Here is a 14282-nt window from a genome sequence, read left to right on the forward strand (position 1 = left end):
GTTACCTCCATTTCCCGTAAGGGATACACAAATCAAATAGAATTGCTCATAATATCTAAAGATTAGTGGAAATAGCTTGTACCGGACAAGTAGGAATACATTGTTCGCAAACAATACAGCGTGATCGCACAAAAGTGAGTTTATATGTCTCTGGATTAATAGCCAAGGCTTCAGTCGGACAAACCCCCGTACATAAACCACAGTGAACGCATACATCCTCATCAATGATAATTTCACCTAAACCCAGGGAAACATGAATATGTTGCGATCGCATCCATTCAATTGCTGCATCTAACTGATCAATGTCTCCCAATAATTCTACTACCAGTTTACCAATTTGATTCGGGGCAACTTGGGCGCGAATAATATTCGCAGCGACATTAAAATCCTTTGCTAGTCGGTAGGTAACAGGCATTTGAATCGCCCGTTTGGGAAAAGTCAGGGTAACTCTTTTTTTCATTATGTGAGAAAACAGTAAGATGAACTAAGTTAATAAGTCTTAATAAATTGATTATGAGTACCCAAGCCCCTGTAAATTCTAGTAACCGCATCAAAAACTTCTTAATTGCCATTGTAGCGATCGCTTTGGGAGTTGCCCTCTTCCTGGGACTTAAAACTGATTCTACCTCAGTTTCCCTGGCGGAATTGGGTAAAACTGCTATTCCCTTAGAAGTAGCCCTCAGCAACGGAAAACCTTCTCTAGTCGAGTTTTATGCCGATTGGTGTACAGTTTGTCAGAAAATGACTCCCGACATGGCCAAACTCAGAGAAAAGTACAATAACAACCTGAATTTTGTGATGTTGAATGTTGATAATACCAAATGGTTGCCAGAAATGCTCAAATATCGAGTAGATGGCATTCCGCACTTTGTATTTTTGGGTAAACAAGGAGAAACCATCGCTGAAACCATTGGTGATATTCCCCGCACCATTATGGCTAGTAATTTAGAAGCTTTAATTACTGGTTCTACCCTTCCCCATATTCAAGGTAATGGTAAAACTTCGCAATTTTCCGCCTCAGTCGCCACAGATGGAAATCAAGATGATCCTCGCAGTCATGGTAGCCAAGTTGTAAATTAGATGATTGGGGATTGGTAAAAAGTTATTAATTTATTATTTGTCAGAATCAGGATTTTCAAGATTTAAGGATGTCCAGGATGAAGTTTTTTAATTATTATTTATGATCAGATCATATTAATATGATTGATTAATTTCCAATTACAAATCCTGTAAATCCTCTAATCCTATAAATCCTGATTCAGACTTGCTATCTTCAAAGTAAGATAGTGTATGATTGTCTTTTTTCTCAAAATTTACTATGGCTACAATTAACGACAACTACCTGAAACTCAAAGCTGGTTATCTGTTTCCAGAAATTGCGCGTCGGGTAAATGCTTTTGCACAAGCTAACCCTGATGCTAAAATCATTCGCTTGGGGATTGGTGATGTCACCGAACCCTTACCAGAAGCCTGTCGCACAGCCATGATTAAAGCTGTAGAAGATATGGGCGATCGCTCATCTTTTAAAGGATATGGCCCAGAACAAGGTTATGCTTGGTTAAGGGAGAAAATAGCTACCCACGACTTCCAGGCACGGGGAGCAGCCATAGAAGCCGATGAAATCTTCATTTCCGACGGTTCTAAGTGCGATTCCGGCAACATTCTCGATATTTTTGGCAAAAATAACATTATCGCCGTTACAGACCCAGTATACCCCGTTTACGTAGATACCAACGTCATGGCGGGTAATACGGGAGATGCTAATGAAAAAGGTGAATATGGTGGTTTAGTTTATTTACCTGTCACTGCTGAAAACAATTTTACTGCTGAAATTCCTAGCCAAAAAGTTGATTTAATTTATCTTTGCTTTCCTAATAATCCCACAGGTGCAACTGCTACGAAAGAACATTTGCAAGCATGGGTAAATTATGCCAAAGCCAACGGTTCAATTATCTTTTTTGATGCTGCTTACGAAGCATTTATTACTGATCCTACCTTACCTCATTCTATTTTTGAAATAGAAGGTGCGAGAGATTGTGCCATTGAATTCCGTTCTTTCTCTAAAAATGCTGGTTTTACCGGAACTCGTTGCGCTTTAACTGTTGTTCCCAAAACCCTCACCGCTAAAGCCGCTGATGGTTCTAATGTCGAACTTTGGAAACTCTGGAATCGTCGTCAATCTACCAAATTTAACGGTGTTTCTTATATTATTCAACGGGGTGCAGAAGCGGTTTATTCAGAAGCAGGGCAAGCACAAATTAAAGCTTTGGTAAGTTTCTATTTAGAAAACGCCAAAATTATCAGAGAAGAACTCATAAATGCTGGTTTAAATGTTTATGGTGGCGTAAATGCACCTTATGTATGGGTGCAAACTCCTCATGGTTTATCTAGTTGGGAATTTTTCGATAAGTTATTAGAAACTGTGAATGTTGTGGGAACTCCCGGTTCTGGTTTTGGTGCTGCGGGTGAAGGTTATTTCCGCATTTCTGCCTTTAATAGTCGGGAAAATGTGGAAGAAGCCATGAAACGGATTACGGCTAAGTTTAAGGTGTAGAATATTGTGGTGGGTAATTCCCACCCTAAATGAATTATGATTAAGTTAGCGGTGATGCCGTGTTAACGGTATAATTCCAATATGTAATATTTCTCAAGGAAGAAAATTAACATGAAGTTACTACAAGTTCAAGTACCCGATTTCCGCGTTTTGAAAGATGTTGATATTAAGTTTGATAGAAGGTTTGTCCCTAATATCTTTCCTTTAGGAAGTCTCAATGGAGGTGGTAAAAGTACACTTTTACAATTAGTCTTTGTGTTATTACATTGCTGCACAAATCCAGAAAGAAAGGTTTTTATAAAAAATCTACTACATGGGTTTACACTTAATGATGATTCTAGTGATAGAGTATTAGCTATTATCAAGATTTGGGATGGTGAAAAAGAAGTTGAAATTAAATTTCTAGCTTGTCATAATACTTATATTGAGAATATATTAAAACAAGATCATGAATACAAAAATAATGAAGATTGGAAATTATCTAATTTTCATGAAATAGAGAATATTAATAATAAAATTTCAAAAATAGAACAAGATATTGAACAGCTAGAAAAAGCAATTAATAAACTAGAACTTTACAATCAAACAATAGAAGACGATAAGATTAAGCGCCTACGATATCAATTAATAAGGCGTGAGTTAATTGATGCTGAAGTAATACCGTCTAGACCAAGAATCTCAGCAATTGAAGAATTCAAAGAACAAGTCGAAGAAATGCTTGATATATCTAAAATAAATCTTGATGAATTGTATCAAGATAAACAAAAAATAGAGCTTATAGTGCAAAGCATATATAGATATTTACATAATAATAATATAAGATATATATGTAATTATTCGTCTGGTATTGATACCCAAGAAAATGAATTTGTATTATGCCAAATTGGTAATAATTTAGATATAGATAAAGCAGAAGCATGGTTAGATGAAATATCAAACAAAATATTCTTAGCTGCTCCTATTAGTCAAGTTTTTCTATTTACTTCTCAAACGTCCAGAAGATTATTATTTCAACAAAATAGTGATAGAGAATATGATTTAGAGTTAAAGTGGTCTAAATCGAAACTACCGGGATTTTTCACTTATGATTTTGCTCCAGTAGACCTATTAGTTAAAGCATTCACAAGTGCTAGAGATGAAGACTTCAGAGATGCTATTGAAACTGAAGGTGAGTATGGTAAGCGATATAAAGCATTATTAGATGATTTGAATTTATTTTTGGTTAATAAAAAAGTAAATATTTCTAAAGACTTCTCCAAAATCACCTTCAAGTTAGATACCAATAATGAAAATATTGAACTTTATCCTGAAGATTTAAGTCATGGTGAATTAAAAAGATTGAGTATTTATATGTGGATAAAGTATAATAAAATTGAAAATTCTATTGTTCTCATGGATGAAATTGAAATAGCACTTCATCCAGATTGGCAATATCGAATAATTGCAGATTTAGAGCAATGGTCTCCTAGTAATCAATATATTCTGGCAACTCACTCCCATGAATTATGTCAGGCACTTACACCTGGCCATGTCAGGGAACTAGAACCAAAACTTATCAAATTAGATAATAATATTTCACTATGAATACTTATCAGGAAATACTCATACAACATTGTAAAAAAATTCTTGGAGATAGAAGAATTAGGAATAAAATTGTTGTTTTATGTGAAGGTCAAGGCAGCATTTTAGATGATAAAACAGTAGCAAATTATGGAAAAATGGAGCAGTGGCACGATGCCTATTTTTATAGAAAATGCGTTCCAAGTACATGGACAACATATATACCCATATTTTTTAATTGTAAAGGTAGAGCAGATGTTATACAGACTTATTTTAAGCTTTTGGAGTTGCATGAAGAAGATGTTCAACAATCTTACTTAAATCCAAATAAATTGTTTGCTATTGTTGATATAGATTTAAGATCACATAATATTGATAATTACGATTTCTCTAATACGGAGGAAATTTTCTTAAATCTTTATCAGCAAGGTCAAGTTAATGAAGAAAATACCAGAAATCATCGCATTTGGGTAACAGGATTAATTCACAAAGAATCATATTTTATGATACCTGAACTGCAAGAAGTCTTTAACAATTCAATATATTCTCCACAGTATAATGGTAAAAAAGTTATTCTTGAAGATATTTATATTACTATGGCAGATGCTATTATTAATAGTAATGACTTAGAAAATAACTTGTCAAAGGTCTCTAATCGCATTAATCATTGCTCAGGATTAGATTGTACAGATTTAGAAAAGTTACGTAATTCATGGAAAGAACAGTTTGAAAATTCTTCAGATGAAACACGCAAAAATGAGTTAATTTATGCTTTATTAATGCTTAAAAAAGTCAAAGATTATAAAACAGAAGAGGATTATTGGGAAGCAATTAAACCACCAAGTGATTGGACCATTACAGAGGTGGCATTTAGGGATCACTTATTGCTGGAAATAGCTAAATTTTACTCAGAACAGAGTAATTGTGCTAAATATCATATTCCTGCTTTTATGCAATTTTTAAAACAGGTTTCTACTTTGAATTAATTTCACCCTATTCTCTCCTTTCCCCCGCAGTTCTAATCAATTCCCCTATCAAAGCCACAATAGCAGTCGTAGAAATTAACATCACACTTAAAGCATTAATATCAGGTTTGACTCCGGTTCTAATACGGCTAAAAATTTCTATTGGTAAGGTATTAGTCCCACTTCCCGCAGTAAAACTAGCAATTAAAAAATCATCCAAACTTAACACAAATGCCAATAAACACCCAGAAATGATTCCCGGCATTAATTGCGGTAATAAAACTAAAATAAAGGCTTGTATGGGGGTTGCACCTAAATCTAATGCTGCTTCTTCCAAATGAGGATTAATATTATTCATGCGCGAAGAAACCACCAAACCCACATAGGATAGACAAAAAACAATATGGGCAGCGATAATAGTCCATATACTCAAAGGAATAGCAAAAGCCGCTAAACATACGAGTGTCGAAACAGCGATCGCAATATCAGGAATTAATAAGGGTAAATAGGCAATTCCCTGATATAATTTCTTACCAGGAAAATCATAACGTGCCAACCCCACAGCCATCAATGTTCCCAAGACAGCGGAAACTCCTACTGCACAAAAAGCCACCAACAAACTATTATATAACCCGGATAAAATCCGTTCGTCATTAAATAGTCTTCCATACCATTCTAAGGTAAATCCTTGCCATTTAGCGCTGTAAGGTGACTGATTAAAACTATAAAAAGCCAGTACCAAAATAGGTAAGTACATAAACACAAATATAACTAGTGCAAAAACTGCCTGCCAGGAAACACGCGGTTTATTTATTTGTTTGTATATATTCATTTTACTCAATATATGCAACTATTTATTTATCGTTATATATTATACTTATTTTTGTCTTTTAAGTCAAGTTCAAAATCCCAAATATAACAATTATATTTTGTCTAATTTATTTCTTAAGGATCAGACATTGACATTACCTCAGATAGACAAAATATATCAAATATAAAGCATAAGATTTGGTAGTACAATCATGAATAAGGGCGGTTTTTTTTACTTTTAGCTATTTCCTGTTAGCTATTCAATTTATTTTCAAATAACTGGAAATAGAAATCGGATATTTTAGGAGATTGATCATGAAAATTGCTCAAATCGCTCCACTGTGGGAGAGAGTACCACCACCAGCTTATGGTGGAATAGAATTGGTAGTGGGGTTATTAACTGATGAATTAGTCCGTCGAGGACATGAAGTGACATTATTTGCATCAGGAGATTCTTTAACTTTAGCCAAATTAATATCAGTTCATCCCCGCGCTTTAAGGCTAGATTCTACTATCAGAGATTCAAGTATTTATGAATTTCTACAAATAGCATCAGTCTATGAAAAAGCCGCAGATTTCGATATTATTCATTCCCACATGGGAGTCGCAACATTAACATCTGCAAACCTGGTAACAACTCCTACGGTGCATACCTTACATGGCATTTTCACACCAGACAATGAAAAAATATTTAAACATTGTCGAAAACAGCCTTATATTAGTATCTCTAATTCTCAGAAAGAACCCAGATTAGGATTAAATTATGTAGACACTGTTTATAATGGCATTGATGTTAGTAGTTATGAATTTTATCCTCAACCAACAGAACCATCTTATTTAGCTTTTTTAGGCAGAATGTCTCCAGAAAAAGGACCACATTTAGCAATTGAAATTGCTAAAAAAACTGGTCGGAAGTTAAAACTTGCAGGTAAGGTAGATTTGGTAGATTGGGAATATTTTGAACAAAAAGTTAAACCGCATATTGATGGTCAGCAAATTGAATATTTAGGTGAAGCCAATCATCTCCAAAAAAATGCCCTTATGGGTGGTGCTTATGCAACTTTATTCCCAATTACTTGGCGAGAACCTTTTGGTTTAGTCATGGTAGAATCAATGGCATCAGGTACGCCTGTAATTGCCATGCGAATGGGTTCAACAGCAGAAGTGATTGTTAACGGGGAAACAGGTTTTCTCTGTGATAATGTCGAAGAATGTATTAATGCTATTGATCAAGTCAGGAGTTTAAATCGTTACGCTTGTCGTCAATATGTGGAAGAACATTTTAGTGTTCAGCAAATGACTGATGGTTATGAAGCAGTTTATCAAAAGCTAATTGCAGAAAAATTAGCGCGACAAAATGGTTTTTCTCGCACTGCTTTAGTGAGTTAGTAGGGGTGGGGTTTCCCCACCCAGAGAACTTCTTTCTAACTGCCTTTCTTACTCCTGACTCCTGACTCCTGACTCCTGACTCCTGCTATAAACACCTTTCTGATGTCTAACTTCAACTACTGTATGCACATTCCCACGAGGGGTAAAATCTGTTTTCACGGTGACTTCTAAAGGATCACAAGCAGCGACAAAATCATCTAAAATTTGATTGGCTGTTTCTTCATGGGAGATATAGCGATCGCGGTAGCTGTTAATATAAAGCTTGAGTGCTTTCAACTCTACTACCTTTTCATCTGGAATGTATGTAATATAAATAGTCGCAAAGTCAGGATAACCGGAAAAAGGACATTTACAAGTAAATTCCGGTAAAGTAATATTAACGTCATAGCGTCTGCCAATGCGGGGGTTAGGAAATGTAATTAATTTCCCTTCCGCAATTTCGCGTTCACCATATTTCATTTCTGGACTTGCTGGAGATACAGTTTCAGGTGCAAGGTTACTCATTATGTTAATAAAAAGAAATGCAGAGATTGACAATTATTAACTTAACAGTTTTTAACATTTCTCCCCAGCTTCATGAGTTACCTACTCAATTTCTTTTTCCCAATCTGGACAACTTTCATCATCCCAACCATGAGGGTGCATACCACAGACTAGCAAATTACCACTGTAAACCTGTCCGTGATAGTTACTACAACCAATACAAGCAGCATTTTTTTCTAGTGTAGCTTCTACTGTGTATGGAAAACCAGGATCTATATCTTCGGATATGTCCCCTAATTCCCAATAAATTTCCAAAAATGGTTCGGTCAATTCCTGTAAAAACTGTTCGTGCAAAGTAGCGAAGGTATCAATATCAGCCACTAATGCGTTTTGTACTTCTTCAGTAATTTCTTCCGTAATCTCAAAAAAAGCGTCTACCATATCATTTATCTCTAGGAAGAACTGCTCTACTTCATCAGTCACGGCTTCAATCATGCCTATTAAGTCTTTTTGCCACTGTTCCATAACTTGTACTCTAAAAGGCTAAAAACATGACGCTTAACACCGCTTGACTGGAAGCTATCGAGTTTACGGTTGGTAATTGCAACTGAAACCATCTTGGGTACAGCGTCATTTTTCGATAATTACGAGAATTAAATGTTCCTGATACCCACAGTAAAAAATTGCTTTTTACGGTTCACGTTGCAGCCGTTTTAACTCTTCCTGTAGTTCTAGCACTTGATCGCGGAGATGATCTACGTTATCGCCATTTTCTTTATTTTCTTTTTTCGCCTCTTTCACACTAGGCTCTTCGTCATCATCTATGATATTTATCCGACGAGGTTCGGAAGGGGGTGTTTTTTCAGGCGTTTGTCCAGAAGTTGGTTGCTGTTGGGCTTGCTTCATCATATCTTCAACGAAGCGACGAGCCTCTTCTGTGTTCATCTCGCCTTTAGCCACCATTTCATCTGCTAATTTCTGGACTTGCGATCGCAGTTCGGCTAATTTTCCGCCAGCTTTTTCGCCAGCGTAAGAAGCTAACCCAACGCCGAGATAAAAAGCTTTTTGTACAATATCTCCAAAACCAGGCATTGCTGCTGAAAGCTCCTACAAATAAGGCGACCCGGAGACTACGCCTACCACAAGCATCCCTTATTGCTGCTACCTTCCGGTCCTGACAAGATTTGGGCGTTGAAGTTGCATAGATCCAGGTCTTCCATCATCATAACACTAAAATTCAAAATTTGTGTACTATTCCACAACAATTCGCCATTCAAATAATTGGTAGCTGACACAATCGTTCTGTACCAAGGGATCAGCCAATACTATTGCTTGTGCTTCATCCATTGATGCCGCCTCAAATAACATCATTCCACCACCCTTTTGCGCCCAATAACCTGTTTTAGCTTTGTGTCCTTTAGTAATCAACTCTTGAACATAGGCTCTGTGAGCGGGTACATATTGGTCAAAGGTGGGTTTATCAAGCTTACCAGTTTCAATTTTAACAAACCAAGGCATATTTCAGATCGGGATTTTTAGATTAGCAATGTTTCATTTAGTCTAAAATATCATGATTTGTTATCGTATTCCCGCTAATTCATATATTTTTGTGATTTATGTAATATTTCAGAACAAACCGCTATCTGTTTACACATCTATACTGTATACTTAGTTAGTAAAAGTTAAGAATAAAATGAGTCTGAAAACAGACAACTAGTAAATAAAAAACTCATATACAAGAAATGCACTGTGGAAATCGAGCAGGAACATTTAATTGTATGAGGATTATTTACTTGTTGCCAGAGGTAAACAGAAAATTTCGCATTGGCTTTTTTCCTAATTACCAAACTGATTAAATCAATGTCACCAGGATATAATCATGCCTAGCAAATTAAATCTCGATAGCAATGAAACTCTTAAAAAAGGTGCGAAAGGACCAAAAGTTCAACAACTACAAGAAATCTTAAAAGCACTCAATCTAGATCCAGGAATAATAGATGGTGATTTTGGCAATAATACTGTCAAAGCCGTTAAACAATTTCAAAGTCAAAAAGGGCTTGAAGCAGATGGTGTAGTCGGAAAAAATACTCAAAATGCTTTAAATAATGCTCTTGGACAAGCAACAACAAGCGCAGCATCATCTATATCATCTCCAACTTTAAACACCCCTACAAAAGGTTTTGGTGGGATAACTGGAAAACTACCACTTCCGGGTGTTCCTCTCATCAAAGAATTTGAAGGTTGTGATTTAAACGCTTATCGAGATCCTCTCAGTGGTAATTTACCTATCACCATTGGTTGGGGTACTACTAAAAAAAGAGATGGTAGTAACTGGAGATTAGGTGAAAGTATCACTCAACAAGAAGCAGATGATTTATTGATGCTTCAGTTGGAAAATAGCTATCTCCCACCTCTGCAAAAAATTCCGGTTTGGAATGAGTTAAACGCCAATCAACAGGGTGCTTTATTAAGTTTTGGTTATAACTTGGGTGCTAACTTTTACGGTAGTTCCAATTTCAAAAGTATGACTAGAGTGTTGAGAGATAAAAAGTGGGATGAAATTGAAGAAACTTTTCTAAAATACAGAAATCCTGGTAGCAATGTAGAAGCAGGATTGAAACGGAGAAGACAAGCAGAGGCTAAACTATTTTTAACTCCTGTTTAGTTAATAATTCAATCCTTGCAAAGAGGTTTAACGAAACCTCTTTACATGACAAGAATCCTATTTAATTACCATTGGGACGCTGAATAATTGTCTCTACTACTCGTCGTTTTGCTTGTGGATCAATTCCTACCAAACGCACATATTCACCGCTATATTCAGATAAACAAGCTTCTAAGGTAGAAATAGCATCGGAATGGGCATCAATTTGAAAAGAACCGCAACTTTGCCAAGAACCTGTGCGAAAACGTCTTTCATCAATGTGTTCAATACCAATTTTATAACCTTGAGCTAAAATTTGTCGAACTTGTGCTTGAGTTTCTAAACTTAAATGAGTAGGTTGATTAATCGCAGGTTTACTCACAGGAACTTCCGCAATAGGTGAAGTTGCTTGATAACCTTTACCTCGATTTAAACGATTATATTCATCCACTAAATGAGAAGTTTCCACCCGTTTTTGTTCACCAACCATAAATTTACCCGACTCGATTAAATGCGATAAAGTAAAATCTGGCTTTTTAAATTCTGGTGGACCCTCCAAACTATTCACAACTCGCAAAGAGACATTTTCAAAACCAATTTGATGGATGAAATTACGGATTTGCTCATCATAAATCCGGGAACGCAACGCACTAAAAAAGTCAATAGATTGATGGGGAAAAGTATCAACAAATTGTGCAATTTCTCTTTGTGAAAGACCATCTTCTGCAAAAATTCCTCCCACAATTCCTACCTTATCATCGCGGTTTGGTTCCCAGTAAAATTTGTCCATTCTCCCATCACGAATTAATGGTGCATAGAGAGTAGAAAAATCATTTCCAGTGACAATAATCGGGACACGACATAAAGGATTGGAATCATAACTTCCCGGTAATTGCACATCTGTGGGATTATCAGCAATATTCATCAATGTGGCATTTACCAACTGAGTATTTACTGTATATTGAGTTCCTTCATCAAAACGTCCCGCACCAGCATCTAAATCATTAATCATCAGTACGCACATTTTCCCCCGTACCTTGATTAATTCTGCTGTTTCCCGATAACGTAACCGAATTAACCGCGCAGGATCTCCCGCGTCTGGACTTTCTAATTCTCCTCCAGATATCAAGGTGACTTCGATACCCATTTTCTCAAAAACCAACTCGCATTGAAAAGTTTTTCCCTCACCTTTGCGGCCATGAATTCCTAAAATTAAAGGAACGCGAATCCCAGGAATATTTAAGAAATTTTTGGTGATATGAACTGCAAGTTTATCAAGAAAACTAGGCGCAATGTAGTAACTCATAGAATGTATCCCTGGTTAGTTGTCAGTTGTCAGTTGTTAGTAGGGGCGAAGCATTTGGAAGATAAATTATCGGTCATTGCCAAAAATAGTTCTCCAAATGCTTCGCCCGTACAGTTGTCAGTTGTTAGTTGTTAATTATCTAAGTCACTTTCGAGAACAGAGGCTAGAACTTGTCTGGTATTAGTTTGAAATTCTTTGACATTAACACGATTCAAAAACCAAATTGATAGTAACATTCCTAAAGCTTCTAAGACAAATACCAAACCATAAGCTAATACTAAATTATCTGGTAAAAACTTACGTCCCAAATCTAAAACTGTACCACCAATTACCGTAGCAATGCCTCTAGATAAAGATTGGGCAAGTCCCCAAGCACCAATAAATGTACCTGCGGCTTCGGCAATTGTTAAGTCTAACATTAAAGTTACTGCTGCGGTGGTCACAAAACCAGTAGCTAAACCAAATAAAACTAAAGTTGATTTTAGGAGAGATGGATTTGCAGAAAATCCCGAAAAACCTATTAATAAAGCGGCAAATGCTACTAAAATACAACCTAATTTTATAGTTCGAGCTTTACCTAAACGGGGAACAATGAAAAAACCCGTGATACCATAGGAAATTAATATCCCTGTCCCGTAAAAAACGTTGAGTTTGGTACTTTCTGCTAAGGGCATTTTAAAGACTTGCCCCGCATAAGGTTCTAAAATGGGATCTTGCATAAACAAGCTAATAGTCATCACTAATAAAAATGTGAAAAACAAGCCTGTTTGGGGACTAGCTGTTAAAATTTTCCAAGCACCTTTTAAGGTGATACCATCTTCCCGATTTCCTTTATTGGCACGATTCAAGAAACGGGAATATTTGTTTTCAACCCCTGCAGTTGCCACAATTGCTAAACTAAAAACGATGCTGGGAACAATTATAAATAGACGATTAATTGCCGCTTGTAAAGTTTCTAGAGGTGCGTTTGCATCTAATTGTTTTAATAAGCTGGAACTGATGATTGCTCCCACTATAATCCCTACCATTAACATTGACCAAACAATCCCCACAACTTGAGAACGGTTGTCTTCTTCGGAGATATCCACTAATAAAGCTGCAAATGCTGTACCACTAGCGCAAATTGCTAAACCGTAAATTGCGAACACTAAACCGAGAACCGCTGTCCAACCGATGGTTTGGGTAGTCCATATCCAGGTATCGCCAATATTAGCGGCATTTAACTGCCACATTACTTGTACCGCAAAAAATGCGGCGATCGCAAATATTCCTGCTCCTCCCCAGACATAAGCCGTGCGATGATAACCTAATAAGGGTTTAGCATCGGACATTTGCCCAAATAGAATCCTTGTCGGTGCGATAAAATAAGGTATTGCTAATACTAAGCTGCCTATAGTTGCCGGAATTGCGATTTCTTGAATCATGACGCGGTTAAGCACTCCCAGAGTCAAGATAGACATCATACTCAACCCCATTTGAAACAATCCTAGCCGAAACATGGTCAAAATGTTGACCTTGGGGATAGATAAGGATTGATTTGGGGTGTCAAATGTATCATCCATTGCCATAGCTGCTTGTTTGTATTGTTTACCAGATACAGAAATCAAATACAGCACTTCCCGGTGTTATGAGGTACATATTTAGCGGGCAAGACTTGTACTGAGCTTGTCGAAGTATGCCCGCACTACAAGAGTTTCATGATTCAACTTTGTACCTCATAAGAGCGGAAACCGCTGTATGAGTCCTATGTTATCTCAATTAAATGGTAAATTAATTTTGGCAATGTTCACAGTTAATTTTTATTAGAATACAATTCTCACTATGAATGATTCATCAATTACCATTACTAAGTTATTAGATTCTGATTTAGAAGAACTGAGAAAAATCAGTCAAGAAATTTGGTATAACCACTATTCTTCAATTCTCAGCCATGCACAAATCGAGTATATGCTAACTAAAATGTATGGAACAGGAATAATTGAAAATGAAATTTATAATAGAGGGATATTTTATGATCAAGTTTTGCATAATTCTAAATTAGTTGGTTATTTATCTTACAGTTCAGAAATAATAGATAGTATTAGTTATTTAAAATTACATAAATGTTATTTATTGCCATCATTACATGGTTTTGGCTATGGTCAAAAAATGTTATTTCATATTTATCAAAAAGCGCAAGCAATGAACTTAAAACAAATAATTCTGAATGTTAATAAAAGGAATGAAAAAGGAATTAAAGCTTATTCTCGATTTGGTTTTAAAATTATTGATAGTCAGGTAATAGATTTTGGTAGTGGCTTTGTTTTGGATGATTATATCATGGGTTACGAGCTTTAAAAAATAAGAAACTAATTCTGATTAATAACTTGCTTGATTAATTTAATTATTTAGTAGTTTATTGAGTAGGGTGTGTTAGCGATAGCATAACGCACCTAATTTTTATGTAGTAATTTGTAATTGTGTAGTAATAAGCTGATACATATTTATTAGACATTGTACTACTTATAAATATAACCATTAGAGGATGTTTGAAAAGTTTTTAATGTATAAATAAACCCCTCTCCAAACCTC

The 14282-nt window shown here is 35.9% G+C and carries 16 protein-coding genes and 1 other RNA gene; 8 read left to right on the forward strand and 9 right to left on the reverse strand.

All coding sequences use genetic code 11. The features are described from left to right. Positions 1-55: 55 nt before the first annotated feature. Positions 56-460 carry an NIL domain-containing protein gene (locus FJR06_RS00985; RefSeq protein WP_015079300.1) on the reverse strand — a complete coding sequence of 135 codons (405 nt, stop codon included), beginning with the start codon at positions 458-460 and terminating at the stop codon, positions 56-58. Positions 461-513: 53 nt separating this feature from the next. Between FJR06_RS00985 and FJR06_RS00990 the strand changes: the two genes are divergently transcribed. The 4 genes from FJR06_RS00990 (at position 514) to FJR06_RS01005 (ending at position 5100) form a co-directional block, all read left to right on the forward strand. Further along, positions 514-1080, forward strand: coding sequence for a thioredoxin family protein (locus tag FJR06_RS00990; protein WP_015079299.1), 567 nt, complete (start codon positions 514-516; stop codon positions 1078-1080). A gap of 238 nt (positions 1081-1318) precedes the next feature. Further along, positions 1319-2554: an LL-diaminopimelate aminotransferase gene (locus FJR06_RS00995; protein WP_168650395.1), complete on the forward strand. Its 1236-nt coding sequence runs from the start codon at positions 1319-1321 to the stop codon at positions 2552-2554. Between the two features lie 111 nt (positions 2555-2665). Continuing rightward, positions 2666-4138, forward strand: coding sequence for an AAA family ATPase (locus FJR06_RS01000; protein ID WP_168650397.1), 1473 nt, complete (start codon positions 2666-2668; stop codon positions 4136-4138). Continuing rightward, complete coding sequence (locus tag FJR06_RS01005) at positions 4135-5100, forward strand: hypothetical protein (RefSeq protein WP_168650399.1); 966 nt, start codon at positions 4135-4137, stop codon at positions 5098-5100. Before FJR06_RS01000 ends, FJR06_RS01005 begins: the two co-directional genes overlap by 4 nt. A 7-nt stretch (positions 5101-5107) precedes the next feature. Here the strand turns inward: FJR06_RS01005 and FJR06_RS01010 are convergent, their stop codons facing one another. Next, on the reverse strand, positions 5108-5836 hold the full coding sequence (locus tag FJR06_RS01010; protein ID WP_217359754.1) for an ABC transporter permease: 729 nt from the start codon (positions 5834-5836) through the stop codon (positions 5108-5110). A 368-nt stretch (positions 5837-6204) separates the two neighbouring features. On the opposite strand from FJR06_RS01010, the gene FJR06_RS01015 reads away from it, so the two are divergent. After that, positions 6205-7278 (forward strand): glycosyltransferase family 4 protein, encoded by a 1074-nt coding sequence (locus FJR06_RS01015; protein WP_015079294.1) that lies wholly within the window; start codon positions 6205-6207, stop codon positions 7276-7278. A gap of 48 nt (positions 7279-7326) precedes the next feature. Here FJR06_RS01015 and queF read toward each other — a convergent pair whose 3' ends face one another. From queF to FJR06_RS01040, 5 genes are all read right to left on the reverse strand, one after another. Continuing rightward, positions 7327-7782: a preQ(1) synthase gene (gene queF, locus FJR06_RS01020; protein WP_168650403.1), complete on the reverse strand. Its 456-nt coding sequence runs from the start codon at positions 7780-7782 to the stop codon at positions 7327-7329. 81 nt (positions 7783-7863) lie between these two features. Then, positions 7864-8286 carry a hypothetical protein gene (locus FJR06_RS01025; protein WP_039200121.1) on the reverse strand — a complete coding sequence of 141 codons (423 nt, stop codon included), beginning with the start codon at positions 8284-8286 and terminating at the stop codon, positions 7864-7866. A 165-nt stretch (positions 8287-8451) separates the two neighbouring features. Beyond that, positions 8452-8853: a phasin family protein gene (locus tag FJR06_RS01030; protein ID WP_168650405.1), complete on the reverse strand. Its 402-nt coding sequence runs from the start codon at positions 8851-8853 to the stop codon at positions 8452-8454. Between the two features lie 25 nt (positions 8854-8878). Then, positions 8879-8975: signal recognition particle sRNA small type (gene ffs / locus FJR06_RS01035), an RNA gene on the reverse strand. A 37-nt stretch (positions 8976-9012) separates the two neighbouring features. After that, positions 9013-9279: a YciI family protein gene (locus tag FJR06_RS01040; RefSeq protein ID WP_015079290.1), complete on the reverse strand. Its 267-nt coding sequence runs from the start codon at positions 9277-9279 to the stop codon at positions 9013-9015. Between the two features lie 361 nt (positions 9280-9640). On the opposite strand from FJR06_RS01040, the gene FJR06_RS01045 reads away from it, so the two are divergent. After that, positions 9641-10426: a glycoside hydrolase family protein gene (locus FJR06_RS01045; protein WP_168633977.1), complete on the forward strand. Its 786-nt coding sequence runs from the start codon at positions 9641-9643 to the stop codon at positions 10424-10426. Between the two features lie 61 nt (positions 10427-10487). Here the strand turns inward: FJR06_RS01045 and FJR06_RS01050 are convergent, their stop codons facing one another. Next, positions 10488-11711 (reverse strand): ribulose bisphosphate carboxylase small subunit, encoded by a 1224-nt coding sequence (locus FJR06_RS01050; RefSeq protein WP_168650407.1) that lies wholly within the window; start codon positions 11709-11711, stop codon positions 10488-10490. A 3-nt stretch (positions 11712-11714) separates the two neighbouring features. Here FJR06_RS01050 and FJR06_RS24630 point away from each other — a divergent pair, with 3 nt between their 5' ends. Then, positions 11715-11846 carry a hypothetical protein gene (locus FJR06_RS24630; RefSeq protein WP_256369474.1) on the forward strand — a complete coding sequence of 44 codons (132 nt, stop codon included), beginning with the start codon at positions 11715-11717 and terminating at the stop codon, positions 11844-11846. Here FJR06_RS24630 and FJR06_RS01055 read toward each other — a convergent pair. Beyond that, positions 11843-13279, reverse strand: a complete 1437-nt coding sequence (locus tag FJR06_RS01055) for a BCD family MFS transporter (protein WP_168650411.1) — start codon at positions 13277-13279, stop codon at positions 11843-11845. The two genes, FJR06_RS24630 and FJR06_RS01055, sit on opposite strands and share 4 nt — an antisense overlap. Positions 13280-13532: 253 nt before the next feature. Here FJR06_RS01055 and FJR06_RS01060 point away from each other — a divergent pair, with 253 nt between their 5' ends. Further along, a complete protein-coding gene (locus FJR06_RS01060) occupies positions 13533-14048 on the forward strand; it encodes a GNAT family N-acetyltransferase (protein ID WP_015079286.1) in 516 nt (171 codons plus the stop codon). Positions 14049-14282 lie beyond the last annotated feature (234 nt).

This window comes from Dolichospermum sp. UHCC 0352 (genome assembly GCF_009711925.1).
GTDB lineage: Bacteria > Cyanobacteriota > Cyanobacteriia > Cyanobacteriales > Nostocaceae > Dolichospermum > Dolichospermum lemmermannii.

Bases quoted from the DNA above. Each gene is read 5' to 3' on its own strand.
- FJR06_RS01030 (WP_168650405.1), bottom strand. From the start codon at position 8,853: ATGCCTGGTTTTGGAGATATTGTACAAAAAGCTTTTTATCTCGGCGTT.
- FJR06_RS01050 (WP_168650407.1), bottom strand. From the start codon at position 11,711: ATGAGTTACTACATTGCGCCTAGTTTTCTTGATAAACTTGCAGTTCAT.
- FJR06_RS01025 (WP_039200121.1), bottom strand. From the start codon at position 8,286: ATGGAACAGTGGCAAAAAGACTTAATAGGCATGATTGAAGCCGTGACT.
- FJR06_RS01000 (WP_168650397.1), top strand. From the start codon at position 2,666: ATGAAGTTACTACAAGTTCAAGTACCCGATTTCCGCGTTTTGAAAGAT.
- FJR06_RS00995 (WP_168650395.1), top strand. From the start codon at position 1,319: ATGGCTACAATTAACGACAACTACCTGAAACTCAAAGCTGGTTATCTG.
- FJR06_RS24630 (WP_256369474.1), top strand. From the start codon at position 11,715: ATGTATCCCTGGTTAGTTGTCAGTTGTCAGTTGTTAGTAGGGGCGAAG.
- FJR06_RS01015 (WP_015079294.1), top strand. From the start codon at position 6,205: ATGAAAATTGCTCAAATCGCTCCACTGTGGGAGAGAGTACCACCACCA.
- queF (WP_168650403.1), bottom strand. From the start codon at position 7,782: ATGAGTAACCTTGCACCTGAAACTGTATCTCCAGCAAGTCCAGAAATG.
- FJR06_RS01055 (WP_168650411.1), bottom strand. From the start codon at position 13,279: ATGGCAATGGATGATACATTTGACACCCCAAATCAATCCTTATCTATC.
- FJR06_RS01010 (WP_217359754.1), bottom strand. From the start codon at position 5,836: ATGTACTTACCTATTTTGGTACTGGCTTTTTATAGTTTTAATCAGTCA.
- FJR06_RS01040 (WP_015079290.1), bottom strand. From the start codon at position 9,279: ATGCCTTGGTTTGTTAAAATTGAAACTGGTAAGCTTGATAAACCCACC.
- FJR06_RS00990 (WP_015079299.1), top strand. From the start codon at position 514: ATGAGTACCCAAGCCCCTGTAAATTCTAGTAACCGCATCAAAAACTTC.
- FJR06_RS01045 (WP_168633977.1), top strand. From the start codon at position 9,641: ATGCCTAGCAAATTAAATCTCGATAGCAATGAAACTCTTAAAAAAGGT.
- FJR06_RS00985 (WP_015079300.1), bottom strand. From the start codon at position 460: ATGAAAAAAAGAGTTACCCTGACTTTTCCCAAACGGGCGATTCAAATG.
- FJR06_RS01005 (WP_168650399.1), top strand. From the start codon at position 4,135: ATGAATACTTATCAGGAAATACTCATACAACATTGTAAAAAAATTCTT.
- FJR06_RS01060 (WP_015079286.1), top strand. From the start codon at position 13,533: ATGAATGATTCATCAATTACCATTACTAAGTTATTAGATTCTGATTTA.